The sequence below is a fragment of the Microbacterium sp. zg-Y818 genome, assembly GCF_030246905.1.
Classification (GTDB): domain Bacteria; phylum Actinomycetota; class Actinomycetes; order Actinomycetales; family Microbacteriaceae; genus Microbacterium.
The window spans coordinates 135,338-150,235 of sequence record NZ_CP126741.1 but is presented as its reverse complement, the minus strand read 5'-3'; the positions used below and the strand labels follow the sequence as shown (position 1 = coordinate 150,235).

At 68.5% G+C, this 14,898-nt stretch carries 12 protein-coding genes; 6 read left to right on the top strand and 6 right to left on the bottom strand.

The window, feature by feature from the left end; all coding sequences use genetic code 11:
* Positions 1-81: 81 nt before the first annotated feature.
* Genes QNO21_RS00645 through QNO21_RS00630 form a run of 4 tightly spaced genes read right to left on the bottom strand, consistent with a single transcriptional unit; the run spans position 82 to position 4,367 of the window.
* On the bottom strand, positions 82-1,272 hold the full coding sequence (locus QNO21_RS00645) for a Gfo/Idh/MocA family protein (protein WP_257519787.1): 1,191 nt from the start codon (positions 1,270-1,272) through the stop codon (positions 82-84).
* Between the two features lie 49 nt (positions 1,273-1,321).
* Positions 1,322-2,149, bottom strand: a complete 828-nt coding sequence (locus tag QNO21_RS00640) for a carbohydrate ABC transporter permease (protein WP_257519786.1) — start codon at positions 2,147-2,149, stop codon at positions 1,322-1,324.
* Positions 2,146-3,066 (bottom strand): carbohydrate ABC transporter permease, encoded by a 921-nt coding sequence (locus QNO21_RS00635; protein ID WP_257519785.1) that lies wholly within the window; start codon positions 3,064-3,066, stop codon positions 2,146-2,148. Before QNO21_RS00635 ends, QNO21_RS00640 begins: the two co-directional genes overlap by 4 nt.
* Before the next feature lie 59 nt (positions 3,067-3,125).
* Positions 3,126-4,367, bottom strand: a complete 1,242-nt coding sequence (locus tag QNO21_RS00630; RefSeq protein WP_257519784.1) for an ABC transporter substrate-binding protein — start codon at positions 4,365-4,367, stop codon at positions 3,126-3,128.
* Between the two features lie 231 nt (positions 4,368-4,598).
* Between QNO21_RS00630 and QNO21_RS00625 the strand changes: the two genes are divergently transcribed.
* The 4 genes from QNO21_RS00625 to QNO21_RS00610 all read left to right on the top strand — a co-directional run bounded on the left by QNO21_RS00625 (position 4,599) and on the right by QNO21_RS00610 (position 9,674).
* A complete protein-coding gene (locus QNO21_RS00625; RefSeq protein WP_257519783.1) occupies positions 4,599-5,831 on the top strand; it encodes a Gfo/Idh/MocA family protein in 1,233 nt (410 codons plus the stop codon).
* Positions 5,832-5,843: 12 nt separating this feature from the next.
* On the top strand, positions 5,844-6,878 hold the full coding sequence (locus QNO21_RS00620) for a LacI family DNA-binding transcriptional regulator (protein ID WP_257519782.1): 1,035 nt from the start codon (positions 5,844-5,846) through the stop codon (positions 6,876-6,878).
* Positions 6,879-7,083: 205 nt separating this feature from the next.
* Positions 7,084-8,865 carry an ABC transporter ATP-binding protein gene (locus QNO21_RS00615; protein WP_374211418.1) on the top strand — a complete coding sequence of 594 codons (1,782 nt, stop codon included), beginning with the start codon at positions 7,084-7,086 and terminating at the stop codon, positions 8,863-8,865.
* Positions 8,862-9,674, top strand: a complete 813-nt coding sequence (locus QNO21_RS00610) for an energy-coupling factor transporter transmembrane component T (protein ID WP_257519781.1) — start codon at positions 8,862-8,864, stop codon at positions 9,672-9,674. The genes QNO21_RS00615 and QNO21_RS00610 overlap by 4 nt, the downstream gene beginning before the upstream one ends.
* Before the next feature lie 171 nt (positions 9,675-9,845).
* On the opposite strand, the gene QNO21_RS00605 is transcribed toward QNO21_RS00610, so the two are convergent.
* Complete coding sequence (locus QNO21_RS00605; protein WP_257519780.1) at positions 9,846-11,009, bottom strand: acyl-CoA dehydrogenase family protein; 1,164 nt, start codon at positions 11,007-11,009, stop codon at positions 9,846-9,848.
* 267 nt (positions 11,010-11,276) lie between these two features.
* Between QNO21_RS00605 and QNO21_RS00600 the strand changes: the two genes are divergently transcribed.
* Positions 11,277-12,431 (top strand): alkene reductase, encoded by a 1,155-nt coding sequence (locus QNO21_RS00600; RefSeq protein WP_257515947.1) that lies wholly within the window; start codon positions 11,277-11,279, stop codon positions 12,429-12,431.
* Positions 12,432-12,480: 49 nt separating this feature from the next.
* Here QNO21_RS00600 and QNO21_RS00595 read toward each other — a convergent pair whose 3' ends face one another.
* Positions 12,481-13,527, bottom strand: coding sequence for a M15 family metallopeptidase (locus QNO21_RS00595; RefSeq protein ID WP_257519779.1), 1,047 nt, complete (start codon positions 13,525-13,527; stop codon positions 12,481-12,483).
* A gap of 117 nt (positions 13,528-13,644) precedes the next feature.
* Here QNO21_RS00595 and QNO21_RS00590 point away from each other — a divergent pair, with 117 nt between their 5' ends.
* Entirely contained in the window at positions 13,645-14,706 is a 1,062-nt protein-coding gene (locus QNO21_RS00590) for an Rv2578c family radical SAM protein (protein WP_257519778.1), read from the top strand.
* The last annotated feature ends 192 nt before the right edge of the window (positions 14,707-14,898 follow it).

Sequence of the window (14,898 nt, the reverse complement as noted above, 5' to 3'; positions counted from 1 at the left end):
ACCGCTTCGTACGGCTACGCGTTTCGCAAAGTGGTGGCATGACGGTGAGGGGGGCTGCGCGGACGTCGGCACGGGCGGGGGTCAGGCCGTCGCCGTCGCCTGTTCGACCTGTCCGGCTTCGAAGTAGGAAACCAGGTCCGGGTCAAGCGTCGGAACGCTGCAGGTTTCGCCGTCCCCCCGGAGGCACGCGGTGGCGAGGATCCCCACCGCGACAGCCTCACGGGCGGCGACCGGCGAGGTCTCGGTCAGACCTCCGACTCGCACGAATCGCAGGAACTCCGCGATGAGCAGCGCGTCGGCGCCGTCGTGTCCGGTGTCCTCGGGTGCGGCCGGGACGATGAAGGTCTCGTCGGCCGGCGCAGCGCCGTGGTGACGGCGGTTCCACAGGCGCACCTCCGATCCCGACACATCACCGAGGTTCTCGATGCGGCCGGCGGTACCGATGACCGTGTAGTTGCGCCAATAGTCCGGCGTGAAGTGGCACTGCAGGTAGCTCGCGAGCACGCCGTTGGACAGGCGCATGTTGACCATCGAGATGTCCTCGACATCGACGACGGGGTTGAGGCCGGTCTGCGCGGTCGGCGGCCAGTTGTCGAGGCTGAACCAGTCGCGCATGCGTTCGCCAGAGCGGTCACGGCGATCGTCGATGTCGCCGTAGACGCTGAGCGCACCCATGGCCTGCACCTCGGTCGTGTAAGCGCCGGCGAGCCAATGGATGACGTCGAGGTCGTGCGCGCCCTTCTGCAGCAGGAGGCCCGTCGTCTTCTCGCGCTCCGCGTGCCAGTCCTTGAAGTAGTAGTCGCCGCCGTTGCCGACGAAGTGGCGGCACCACACCGCTTTCACCTCCCCGATTCGGCCCTCGAGGATGAGCCGCCGCATGAGCAGCACGACCGACATGTGTCGCATGTTGTGGCCGACGTAGAGACGGGTGCCCGTCCGGCGAGCGGTCTCGAGAATCGCATCGGCGTCGTCGAGGGTCACCGCGAGCGGCTTCTCGCAGAAGACGGGGACGCCCGCCTCGAGCGCCGCGATCGCGACGGACGCGTGCTGGTGGTCCGGAGTGAGCACCATCACGGCGTCGATTCCGCTCGCGAGAAGCTCATCGAGGGACGCGGTCACCAGCGCCTCCGGAAGCGCTTCGCGCGCCTCGGCGCGCGAACGCTCTGCGAGGTCGCACACGGCCGTCACCCGCGAGCCGCGACCCGGCTTGTGCGCTTCCTTCCACAGGGTGGAGCGCGCACCGAAACCGACGATGCCGATGTTCAGATCCACGGGGTGTTACTCCTTTTATGTACGCCCAGTCGCGAAGGGTGACGGGGGGCTACTTCTCAGATCCAGCGACCATTCCTGCGATGAACTGCCTCTGCAGGAACAGATACGCGATGAGTACGGGGAGAACGGCGAGCAATGACGCCGCCGCAGCCGCACCGAAATTCGAGCCGGACGCGCTGAAAAAGGTACTGATCGACGGGGCGATCATGCGCGTGTCGGGCTTCGCGAGGATGAAGTTCGACAGCGCGAACTCATTCCATACCCCTACCGAACTGAGGATGATCACGGTGGCGGTCACCGGCTTGAGCGTGGGCACCACGATCTGCCACAGCACCTGGATCTGGCTGGCCCCGTCCACCCGTGCCGCCTCTTCCATCGAGATCGGCAGCGAACGCATGAAGGCGGCGTAGAGGAAGATGGCCAACGGCAGCCCTCCTGCCACCATGACGAGAATCAATCCCCAATACGTGTTGAGTGCGCCCATGTCGCGGAGCAGGGTGTACAGCGGCACCAGCGTCGCGAGCGGCGGGATCATCATGAGCCCCACGATGCCGAGCAGCAGCATCTTGTTGCCGATCGTGGTCCTGCGCGCGAGCGGGTAGGCGGCGGCCGCCGCGATCACGCAGATCAAGACGGTGCTGACGACCGTCACGATCGCCGTGTTCATGATCGCGGTGAGCACGTGGCCGTCTTCGATGGCCGTCGCGAAGTTCTCCCAGGCGATCTCACCCTGCGGGAAAAGCCAGGAAGAGCTCCGGTCGGTGCGCGGCTTGAGCGCCGTCGTGAGCGTGACATAGAACGGCACGAGCTGCACGACGAGCACCAGGGCGACGAGGACGCTTATCGTGATCCGGCCGAGAGGACGAGTGTCGTTCACGACTGCACCTGCTTCCGGTTGAGCGCGCCGTGCAGTCCGATGGTGAGGACGGCGATGATGGCGAACAGGACGACACCCATGGCCGATGCGTACCCGGCGGACTGATTGTCGAAGTATGTCTTCGCCAGAAGTGACGAAACGGAATGGGTGGAATTGCCGGGTCCGCCGCCCGTCATCACGGTGATCACGTCGAACAGCTTCAGCCCGCCGATGAGGTTGAGGACCATGCTCGTTGCGAAGGCCGGCTGCAGCAGCGGCAGCGTGATGTGCCGGAACCGCTGCCACGGGCCCGCGCCATCGAGGGCGGCGGCTTCGTAGTACTCGTGCGGGACGGCCTGAAGCCCTGCGAGATAGATGACCATCGAGATGCCGACGAACTGCAGCGAGTTCACCGCGACGATGACGATCATGCCGAGCGTGGCGTCGCTGAGCCACAGCACCGGTGAGCCGCCGAGCGCTTCGGCGATGTCGTTGAGTGCACCCCCCTTGTACCGGAACAACTGGTAGTACATGGTGCCCATCACGATGGGCGAGACGAGCACAGGGAGGTAGATGATCGTGCGGGCGATGCCGCGCCCGGGGATCACCCTGTTGAGTGCGAGCGCGAGCCCGAGCCCGAGCACCTGCTGCAGAATGGCCGACCCGATGCCGTAGACGAAGGTGTTCGCCAGGGCGGTGCGGAAGTTGAGGTCCTCCAACAGGCGAGCGTAGTTCGCCAGCCCGACCGGTGCGCGCTCCCCGCTGTAGCCGTTCCAGTCCGTGAACGACAGCTGCAGACCTGAGATCAGCGGATAGACCGTGAACACGGCGAACAGAACGAGCGCCGGGATATAGAGAGCGTTCAGGCTCGCGCCTGACGGTCGTCGCCGACGCGGGACGCGCGGCGCGCGTACCGCGATGGTCACTGCAGTGTCCATGGATGTCTCTTCCTTGGTAGCGCAGGCAGAGGCGCGCGACCCCGCGCGCCTCTGCCTGGTCAGTTGGACTGCGCGGACAGGGTTGCGAACTCGGTAGCCACCTGCGTCGTGGCGTCCGCAGCTTGCTGCTGCCCCGTGATGACGGCGTCGGTCGTCGTCACGAGAGTCGACCACATGCCGTTGGGGAGGTAGACGCGATCGAAGTAGGGCTTGAGGACCGTTGCAGAGTCGACGACGTACTTCTGGTAGGAGCTCGCGATCGGCCCGGCGAGGTCGACGTCTGCGGTCAGCAGCGACGGGGCGTCACCGTGCGCGGACGCGAGCTCGGAGATGCGATCGGGCTCAGCGAGGAAGTCGAGGAACTTGATCGACTCGGTCAGATTCTCGCCGTCACGTGCCGTGCCGTATGCCACGTCCTCGCCGCCGATGAGGAACGGCTCGCCGCCCTCCAGCGTGGGCACCGGAATGTAGCCGAGGTTGGCCTCCGGGTTGTAGCGCAGTGCGGCCGTGATGTGGCCATTGCCGGTGAAGGCAAACGCCGCGCCGGCGTCCGCGAGGGCGCGCGCCATGTCGTCACTCGTCGCCGACGAATAATCCTCGTTGAAGAGCTCGTCCTCGCTCCATTGCGCCACCTGCCCCAGCATGTCTTCGTAGGGCTGGCCCACCCATGTTCCACCCTTGAGCTGTTCCAGCGACGCGTCGTCGTAGTAGCCGGCAAGCATCCAGTCCGCGATGTTTCCGGGGTAGCCCTCTTTGCCCCCGACGACGATGGGTCGAATCCCGGCGTCAGCGACCTTCTGAGCCACTTGCGTGAACCCTGCCCAGGTCGTGAGGTCGTCGGCGGTCGCGCCGACGCTGTCGAGGACGTCGTAGTTGACGACCATGCCTGCGACGGCGGTCACGATCGGGAGCGCGTAGATCTCGCCACCCTCTCCACGCATCGCGTCGTCGAGCGCAGGATTCACGTCGTCGTTCCACGGCTGAGCCTGCAGAGGCTCGAGGAAATCGGAGTACCGCGCAAGCGACCAACCATGCGTTCCCAGGATGTCCGGAACGTCGTTCGCCGCCAGGCGGACCTTCATGTCCGATTCGTACGAGCTCGCCCGCGGGATGACGTCGATCTTGATTTCGGGGTTCTGCTCGGTGAATTCCTCGGCGGCAGCCTCGAGTGCGTGGAACAGGGCCGAGTCGGATCCGATGGCGGTCTGGAACTCCAGGGTCGTGGTCGACCCCGAGTCGCTGCCCGAGCATCCGGCCAGCGAGAGTGACAACACCACGACAGTGGCTGCGGCAGTGCTCATAACTACTGGTGACTTCATCGTCTTCACCTCTGGTTCGTGCGGGTCGGCCCGCTCCCGGTCCTCGCTTTTTGCGACGTCGCGATGACCGTACCCGAGTAAACATTGCGAGCGCAAATACGCCCCTAAGCCTGTCTTTCCGCGTAATTATTCGAATTGACGCGGGTAGTTCATCCGTGCCAGGATCGCCTGTCGTCGGGCACAGGGCACGGCACCGCATGGAAGCGAGAGCACATGTCTTTCTCTCTGGGCATCGTCGGCGCCGGCCAGTTCGCCGGGCACTTCGCGCGTCTTTTCAAGATCCACCCCGGCGTCGACCGGGTCGTGATCACCGACCTCATCTCCGAACGAGCGCGTGAAAACGCCGAGCGCCTGGGCCTCGACGGTGTCGCAGGGTCGTTCGAGGAGATGCTCGCCGATCCGACCATCGACGCCGTCGGTATCTTCACGCAGCGCTGGACGCATGGTCCGCTCGTCGAGAAGGCGCTCGAGGCAGGCAAGCACGTCTACTGCGCTGTGCCGATGGCGATGACCCGGGATGAGATCGGCCGCATCATCGAACTCGTGGAAGAGACCGGCTTGACCTACATGATGGGCGAGACGAGCTTCTACAACCCCGCCACCGTGTATGCACGTCGCCGCCACGCAAACGGCGACTTCGGCCGTGTCTTCTACAGCGAAGGCGATTACGTCCACGACATGGACCTGGGCTTCTATTCGGCGTACGAATACTCCGGCGGCGAGGATTGGCGCGCGACAGCGAGCTACCCTCCGATGCTCTACCCGACGCATTCGATCGGCGGAGTCCTGGGTGCCATCGGCGGCCATGCCGTCAGCGTGAGCTGCATCGGCGTCCGCGATGAACGCGGCGACGGCGTCTTCGACCGCACGATAAGCAACTTCGACAACGACTTCTCGAACGCATCTGCCCTCTTCGAGCTCGCCGATGGCGGCGTCATGCGCATCAATGAGATGCGACGCGTCGGCTATCCCTCTCCCATCCGCGAGTCGCGCTTCCGGTATTTCGGAACCGAGGCGAGCTTCGAACAGCTCGCCAACGTCGCCGTCTGGCAGAACAAGGAGGGGGTGGAAGACATCTCCGGCTTGGTCGCCACGAAATCCTCGATGTCGCTCGACGATCCGGCGCTCGCACATGTGGACCCCGCGTTGCGGGAGGCCTTCGCGTCGGGCTACGCGTTGGTGCACGATCGCTCACGGTTGCCCGAAGAGTTCGCGCACGAGCGCAACGGGCATGAAGGCAGTCACCACTTCCTCGTCGATGACTTCGTCACGGCGGTGAACGAGGCGACATTGCCGACCATCAACGCATGGGTCGCGGCACGGTTCACGCTGCCGGGGATCATCGCCCACGAGTCGGCACTGCGCGGCGGCGAACGCCTGGACATCCCGGACTTCGGAGACGCACCCACCGTTTTGCCGCCCGGTCCTGGCGTTGCGACCCTATGAGAGACTGAGCACGTGAGCACGCAGTCGTCTCGAGGCGTCACGCGTGCGGACGTTGCGAAGCTCGCGGGAGTCAGTGTCGCCGTCGTGAGCTACACGATGAACGGTGGACCCCAACCCGTCGCCCCGGCAACGGCCGCGCGGGTGCGCGACGCCGTGCGCAAGCTCGGGTACCGGCCGAACGCGGCGGCACGTGCACTGAGCCTCGGTCGCAGCGAAGTGCTGGGGCTCATCATCCACGACATCAGCAACCCGCACATCGGCCGCCTCGCCCGCGCAGTCGAGACCGAAGCGGAGCGACGAGGGCTGCGAGTGATGATCGGCAGCACCCTGGGAGACCCTTCCAAAACCGTGGATCATGTCCGCGAGCTCGACGCCCGGCAGGTGGCGGGAATCATCCTCGCCTCGCCGCTCGACGAGAGTGCGACGGGTCAGCTTCAACGCATCTCGGCCCCACTCGTACTCCTCGATACGAACGCCCCCACTGCGTCGCGCGCGCAACTACAGCCGGACCTGCGCTCAGGCGCCTTCCTCGCACTGGAACACTTGTTCGCGCTCGGACACGACTCCGTGGCCTTTCTCGGGTCACCGCTGGGCTCAGAAGAGCGGCACCTCGCCTGGCAAGAGGCGCATCGGCTCTCCGAGAGGACCCCGGGCCCGGCCTTCGAAGTTGATTTCACTCGCGAAGGCGGCTACCACGCTATGCAAGAAATGCTCGCGACGACCGTCCCCACCGCGGTTTTTGCCTCCTCCGACATGGTCGCCGTGGGCGCGCTCCACGCGATCCGTGAAGCCGGTCTGCGGGTACCCGAGGACATATCGGTAGTGTCAGTCGACGACTCGCCAGAGGCGAAGTTCGCCGCCCCGCCTCTGACCACCGTGCACCAGCCCATCGAAGATATGGCTTCGGATGCTGTCGCCGCCCTCCTCGACAAGGCCCCGAAAGTGACGGGCCGACGCGTCTACCCCGCTCCGTTGATCGTGCGTGAATCGACAGGTCCGAAACGCGACAGCCTTCCTTCGAAATCGGAGACCCGAGCGGACTCGTGAACCGGCCTAGATCACTCGTGGTCATGAAGTGCACGCCGCGCGCTGTTGCCACTCTGGCCCGTCGTCCCGGCGGCAGCGGGTCCGAGGTCTGCGCAGGGCTCCGCGGCGCGGAGCATCCCCGACGGGCTGACCAGCCAGATTGGCAGCGAAGTCAGGGCGGGCTACCGTTGTAGGAGACCCCGTCCCCCCTGCGCTCTGGATGCCTGTGACCTCCGCCCCCCGCGACGAGTCCGCCGCGTCCACCCCGGCGGCGCTGCCCGACCAGGCGCCACCGCTGCTGCGGGTGCGCGACCTCGGCGTGCGCTACGAGGGCGCAGCCTCGTCGGCGCCGATCTCGGCGAGCCTGTCGGTCGACCCAGGCGAGGTGGTGCTGCTGCTCGGGCCGAGCGGGTCCGGCAAGTCGACCCTCGCGCTGACGCTGAACGGATTGATCCCGCAGGCGGTGCCCGCCGCGGTGACCGGGAGCGTGCGCGTCGCCGGCCAGGATGCCGCCACCACCCCCGTCGCCCGCCTCGCGAGCCGCGTGGGCATGGTCTTCCAGGATCCCGACGCCCAGCTGGTGACGGGGACGCTTCTGGACGAAGTAGCCTTCGGGCCCGAGAACCTGCGGGTACCCGCCCCCGAGGTGCTGTCCCGCGCCGAGTCGGCGCTGCGCCGGGTGGGGCTGTGGGAGCGCCGGGCCGAGAACCCCGACCACCTCTCCGGCGGCGGCCGCCAGCGCCTGGCGATCGCCTGCGCGCTGGCGCTGCAGTCCGAGCTGCTGGTGCTCGACGAGCCGACCGCCAACCTCGACCCTCAGGGCATCGAGGAGTTCTACCGGGCGCTGGGGGACGTCGCCGCGACGGGCGACCGGGCGATCGTCTTGATCGAGCACAACCTGGATGCCGCGATCAGCCTCGTCGACCGCGTGGTCGTCCTCGACGCCGGGGGTCGCACCGTGATGGACGGGCCCGTCGGCGAGGTGCTGCGGGGGCGAGCCGCGGAACTCCACGACATGGGCGTGTGGCTGCCGACCGCGACCCTGGCGGCGCTGCGGCTGCGCCGCGCCGGGTACGCGCTCGACCCGCTGCCGCTGTCGCCGGGTGAACTGCGCGACGCACTGCAGGCCGAGGCGCCGCCGCTCACGGCGACCGGCACGGCCGACGACGCCGCACCGGCATCCGTCCACGCACGTCGCACCACCGCACCGGTCGTGCGGGCGCGGGGGCTCACCGTGACGCGCGGTCGCCGGGAGGTGCTGCACGACGTGCGCCTCGAGGTGCGCGCCGGGGAGTTCGTCGCCGTCGTCGGCGCCAACGGCGCCGGCAAGACGACCCTCGTGCAGGCCCTCGCCGGCGTGGTGCGCCCGCCCCGCGGTCAGGTCGACCTCGGGGGCATCGACCCCGGCCGGGCCGACGCGCGGACGCTCCACCGCCGCATCGGGTTCGTGTTCCAGAATCCCGAGCACCAGTTCATCGCCGGCACCGTGTTCGACGAGTTGGCCCACGGGCTGCGGCTGCAGAAGCTGCCCGAGCCGCAGGTACGCGCGCGCACCGACGAGCTGCTGCAGCGCTTCGGGCTCGCGGACAAGGCCGACGTGCACCCGTTCCTGCTGTCGGGCGGCCAGAAGCGGCGGCTGTCGGTGGGGACGGCCCTCGTCGCCGGAGCGCCCGTGCTGGTGCTGGACGAACCCACGTTCGGCCAGGACCGCGCCCGCGCCGACGAGCTGCTGACGCTGCTGCGCGACCTCAACCGCCAGGGCACCACGATCATCGTCGTGACCCACGACATGCAGCTGGTCACCGAGTACGCCGACCGCACGGTGGTGCTCGGCGACGGCCGGGTGCTGGCCGACGCCGCGACGGCCGAGGTCTTCGCCGACGACGCGCTGCTTGCGCGGGCAGGGCTGCGCCTGCCGCCGCTGCGCGAAGCCCTGCGCGGTGCGACGCGGCATCCGCGCCTGCAGTCCGTCGTGCGCCTGGCCGACCTTCCCGGAGGCGGCGCGTGACCGCCGTCGCCGATCCCTACGCCGAGGCCCGGCCGGCGCCGGCGGGGCGGTTCCTCTACGGACTCAACCCGCTGGCGAAGTTCGCCGCGCCGCTGCCCGCGATGGCCGCGCTCGTCTTCGCGCGCGACCTCACGACGCCGCTGGTGTTCCTCGTGCTGGCCTACCTCGTCGTCATCGTCGGCTCGCGGTGGACGTGGCGCCTGGCGGCGGTGCTGGTCGCCGCCGTGCCGCTCGGCGTGCTGCTGGTGGGGTTCGGGATGAGCGTGTGGGTGGATGCCGCGCGCGTCGACGGCACCGCACCGGTGCTGCAGGTGGGCGGGTGGACGCTCTACTCCGGGGCCCTGCAGATCGGCATGGCCACCGCGCTGCGGCTCGGTGCGATCGTCGCGCTGGCGCTGATGGCGGGCCTGACCACCACCGGCCCCGACCTCGTGCGGGCCCTCGTGCAGCAGCTGCGGGTGCCGTACCGCGTGGGGTACACGGCGCTGGCGGCTTTCCGATTCGTGCCGCGGTTCCGCTACGAGCTCGACGTCATCCGTCAGGCGCACCGGGTGCGCGGCTCGTACGGCGGTCGCGGGCCGTTCGCGGCGGTCGCCCGCGGCGGCGGGTACCTCGTGCCGCTGCTGGCCGGCGCGATCCGCCACGCCGAGCGGGTGGCGCTGGCGATGGACTCCCGCGCCTTCGGCGCCTACCCCGACCGCACCGAGCGGCACCTCGTGCCCTGGCGGGTGCGCGACACCGTGTTCGTCGTGGTCTTCTGGATCGTGACGGCTGCGCTGCTCGTCGTGTTGGCGCCCTGGAGCGCCTGAGAAATCACTTCTCGGATGGGAAACCACGCAATGCGTGGTGTCTCATCCGAAACGCGGTGTCTCGACGGGCGGATGCGGCGGCGGGCGCGGGCGCGGAGCGCGGGCACCGGCACGAACGACGGATGCCGCGACCCCCGGAGGGACCGCGGCATCCGGTGCGTCAGGTGCGCGTCAGCGCTTGCCGGCGATCTTGCGGCTGACGATGTCGCGCATGATCTCGTTCGTGCCGCCGTAGATCCGGTGCACGCGCGCGTCGAGGAAGGCCCGGGCGATGGGGTACTCGGTGATGTACCCGTAGCCGCCGTGCAGCTGCACGCAGGTGTCGAGGATCTCCCACTCGCGGTCGGTGGTCCAGAACTTCACCTTCGCGGCCTCTTCGCCCGTGAGCTTGCCCTCTTTGTAGGCCATGAGCGCCTTGTCGAGGTAGGCCCACATGACGTCCACCGTCGTGGCGACGTCGGCGAGCTTGAAGCGGGTGTTCTGGAAGTCGATGATGCGCTCACCGAAGGCCTCGCGGCTCTTGGTGTACTCCACCGTCCACGCCAGCGCGGCCTCCGAAGCGGATGCCGCGGCGATGCCGATCGACAGACGTTCGAGCGGCAGGTTCATCATCAGCTGGACGAAGCCCTGGCCCTCGGTGCCGCTGATGAGGTTCTCCTCGGGCACGAACACGTCGGTGAACGACAGCTCGGCGGTGTCGTGACCGTGCGAGCCCATCTTGTTCAGCTTCTTGCCGTGGTCGAAGCCGGCCATGCCGTTCTCGATGATCAGCAGGCTGAAGGCGTCGGGGCGCGTGCCTTCACCGGTCTTGACGAAGGTCACCACGATGTCGGCGGTCTTGCCGGAGGAGATGAACGTCTTCGCGCCGTTGACGATGTAGCCGCCGTCGACCTTCTTGGCGGTGGTCTTGATGCCGCGCAGGTCGCTGCCGGCGCCGGGCTCGGTCATCGCCAGCGCGCCGAGCACCTCGCCGGTGGCCATGCGGGGCAGCCACTTCTCCTTCTGCGCCTGCGTGCCCATGTGCACGATGTAGGGCACCGCGAGGTCGTCCTGAATGCCGAAGGCACCCGCGAGCGACCCGGCACCGGCGCCGATGACCTCTTCGTTGACGATCGTGCGGAAGCGGTAGTCCTGCAGCATGCCGGCGCCGCCGAACTCCTCCGGCACCGAGAGCCCGATCAGGCCCGACTCGCCCGCGGCGAGCATGGTCTCGCGGTCGATCTCGCCGTCGGCATCCCACTTCTCGCGCTTCTCGTTCGTCGCGTACCGCTTGATGAACTCGCGGACGACCTCGCGGAATGCCTCGTGGTCCTCGTCGTAGATGTCACGCTCCATGCGCAAACCCCCTTCGGTTTGTGGGCGGACGGGCCGCCATGCTGCTCACAGTCTCGGTGCGGCCGCGCGCTCGGATGGGCGGCGCCGCCATGCCCTGAGTCTAGGCCGTCGGGCGTCCGGCGCGTAGACCTTCGTGAGATCGGATGCCGCGACCTGCGGCACTGAGTACCGCCGCATGAGTGGGCGCTTCGCTTCCGAAAACAAGTGGTGCGCAGGCGTCTCCCAACTGCTAGCGTGTGGTCTGACCACATAGACCGAAAGGCGATCATGCCCTCCCTGTTCGATGAGTTCCAGCTGAAGGACCTCACTCTCCCCAACCGAATCGTCATGGGTCCGATGACCCGCGCCAAGGCGACGCCCGAAGGCGTTCCCACCCCTCTGATGGCGCTGCACTATGCACAGCGAGCCTCGGCGGGGCTCATCATCTCAGAGGGGACCTGGCCCGAACGGCGCGGGCAGGGATACTTCGACATCCCCGGCATCGCGACCCAGGAGCAGGAGGATGCCTGGCGGGTCGTGACCGACGCGGTGCATGCGAAGGGCGGCCGGATCTTCCTGCAGTCCGAGCACACCGGCCGCGTCGGACACGAAGTGAACAACGGCGGACTGCAGATGGTCGCGCCGAGCACCGTGCCTGCCGACGCGATGATCTTCACCCGTCAGAGCGGGTACTCCCAGATGACGACCGACCTGCACGCATTGACCACGGCGGAGACCTGGGACCTCATCGAGGACTACTACAAGGCCGCAGTGCGCACCAAGGCCGCCGGCTTCGACGGCATCGAGCTGCACGGCGCCTCCGGCTACCTGCCTCACCAGTTCCTCTCGGACGAGGCGAACCAGCGCACCGACGAGTTCGGGGGCACCCCCGAGAAGCGCACCGAGTTCATCATCCAGGTGCTTCGCCGCCTGATCGAGGCGTGGGGCACGAGTCACCGTATCGGCGTGAAGATCTCCCCGAACATCCGGTACAACGGCATCGCGGAGAACGAGGTGGAACAGACGTACTCGGTCCTCCTGGACCGACTCAACGACCTCGACCTCGCGTACGTCGCCTTCCAGACCCCCGAGAGCCTGCGGACACTTGCCAACCAGCCGAACGACGAGATCGTCAACGGTGAGATCTGGCACCGCTTCCCTTACGAGTTCATCCGGGAGCGCTACAACGGCACGGTGATCGCCTCCGGCGACCTGACGAAGGAACTCGCCCAGAACGCCCTCGACGCCGGCAAGGCGGATCTGTTCGTCTTCGGTCGCGCCTACATGTCCAACCCCGACCTGGTCGAGCGGATGCAGAACGACTGGCCCATCAACGAGACCGACCTGAGACGCGGCTACGGCGGCGGCGAAGAGGCGTACACCGACTACCCCACGTGGGAAGAGCAGCGGGCCGCGTCGGAGCTGACACCCAGCGGCGCCTGAGCCAGGCGTCGGCACCGATCCACGCCCCCGCCCCCGGGCCGCGCGCCGACTAGTCGGCGTAGTCCGGGGCGGGGGCCAGCTCGAAGAATTCCTCGAGCGAGTGGAACCCGCCGTCGTGGTACGCCCGCGCGAGGTCGACGCCCACGTAGCGCAGATGCCATGGCTCGTAGGCGTAGCCGGTGATGGGGGTGTAGCCATCCTCATACCGGACGATCCAGCCGTGCTCCCACGCGTGCGCGCGGATCCACTGGTCGGCGGCCGTGCCGGCGAGATCGTCGAGGCCACCACAGCCGTTGCCGCACGGGACGACGTCGATGGCGAGCCCGGACTGGTGCTCGCTGTATCCCGGCCGCGCGCTGACCAACTCGGTCGCCGCCACCCCGCGCTGTTCGACGTGCGCGTTGTAGATCGACTGCTGCATGCCGAACGAGCGGTATCCGCTCTGCACGCCGAACTCGGCGCCCGCGATGCGCGCGGCGTCGGACATGCTCTGCAGGGCCGCCGCGGCATCGGCCCGCAGGATCGCCTGATTGCCGCCGGGGACCGACCCCGCTGCCACCAGCGACGACGGCGCGTAGTCCGGCACGGCGTAGGCGCGGAGCTTGTTGACGACGACCCAGATACGGCCCGGATCGGCGAGGTCGATGCAGGGCGCCGCTCCCCGCGCCACGGCCTCACGGAACGCGGGCGCACCCCCGGCTGCGGCGATCACGGCGACGTCGTCGCCGGCCGCCAGGGCCCCCGCCACCGCAGCGTCGGCGCAGATGCCCTCTGTCGGCTCTGCCGATGGCTGCGCGTCGGCCGAGGGGGCAGCCGTCGCGGTGCCGACCATCGTCGGCACCGGAAGGGCCGTGGCCCAGGGCACCGGCGCCGCGCTTCGAGCGGACTGGGCGTCGACGGCGTCTTGTTCGCCGGCCGCGCCCAGCAGCGCAGATGTCAGCGCGATCACGCCCCACAGCACCAGTGCAGCCGCACCACCGAGCACCAGCGCTCGTCGCCGACGCGCGGCCCGACGGGCGCGGCGGCGTGACGACGGCGCGCCGACTCCCGCCGTGCGCAGCGCGCGGCGGGATGCAGGCGGTTCGGGGTCCGTCACGTGTCCATTGTCCCCCGCGCCGGCGCGACGCGGGAGCACCGCCCGCGGGCGCGTCCGCGTTCGACTCCAACAAGGGTCCGCATTGACATAGTGTCGAAGTTCTGTTCCCATGGAGCGATGCGGTGGCAGGGGCAGGAACTCGGAGTCGTGGATGCCGATGCGCTCCCTGGGATGGAGCGCATCGACGGCCTGGTGCGTTCGGTGACGACCCCCGAGTTCGCCGGGATGACATTCCACGAGGTGCAGTGCAAGAGCGCTCTGAACCGCGTGCCGGCGGTCTCGGCGATGCCCTTCGACTGGACCGTCAACCCCTACCGCGGCTGCAGCCACGCATGCGTGTATTGCTTCGCCCGCGGCACGCACGAGTACCTCGACATGGATGCCGGGAGCGACTTCGACTCGCAGATCGTCGTCAAGATCAACGTGGCCGACGTGCTCGCGCGCGAGGTGCGGCGCGGGTCCTGGACGCGCGAGACGGTGGCCCTCGGCACCAACACCGACCCCTATCAGCGAGCCGAGGGGCGGTACGCTCTCATGCCCGGCGTCATCGGCGCGCTGACCGAGTCGGGCACGCCGTTCTCGGTGCTGACCAAGGGCACGCTGATCCGCCGCGATCTCCCCCTGCTGCGAGAGGCGGCAGCGCACGTTCCGGTGTCGCTGGCGATGTCGATCGCGGTGGCCGACGAATCGCTGCGTGCGGCCATCGAGCCGGGGGCGCCGTCGTTCCAGGCTCGACTGGAGACCGTGCGCGCTGCGCGCGAGGCGGGCTTTCGGGTGACGGTGTTCCTCATGCCGATCGTGCCGCACCTGACCGACTCGGTCGCCGTCCTCGACGACGCGCTGCGGCGCATCGCGGAGGCGGGAGCCGGACGCGTGGTCTGGGGGGCGATGCACCTGCGCCCGGGCGTGAAGCCCTGGTTCCTGCAGTGGCTCGCCCGCGAGCACCCCGAGTTGGTGTCGTCCTACCACGGCCTCTACCCCGGGGCATCCGTCATGGCACCGAAGGCCTATCGCACCTGGCTCGCCCGGCGCGTGCGCCCCCTGTTGCGGCTGCACCGGCTGAACGGCGCAGAGGAGGACGACGAACCGCGCCGGCCGCCGCGGCCCGGCCCCGTCGTGACAACCTCGCGGGGCAAGGCGGCGGTGACGGCGGCGGCTGCCGCACCCATGCTCTTCTGACGACAGACGCCGCACGGGGGCCGCCCGGCGCGCCTCATACCGGCCACGCCAGCGGGATGCGGAAGCGGATGCCGCCAGCTCCCGTCGCCGGTGCAGGAGAAGTCACCGGCGCAGGACGAACACCGCCGGAATCTCCTGCACCGCGCAGATCGCCTGCAGCGGAGACGAGGCAGCGCCCCGGATCGCGAAAGA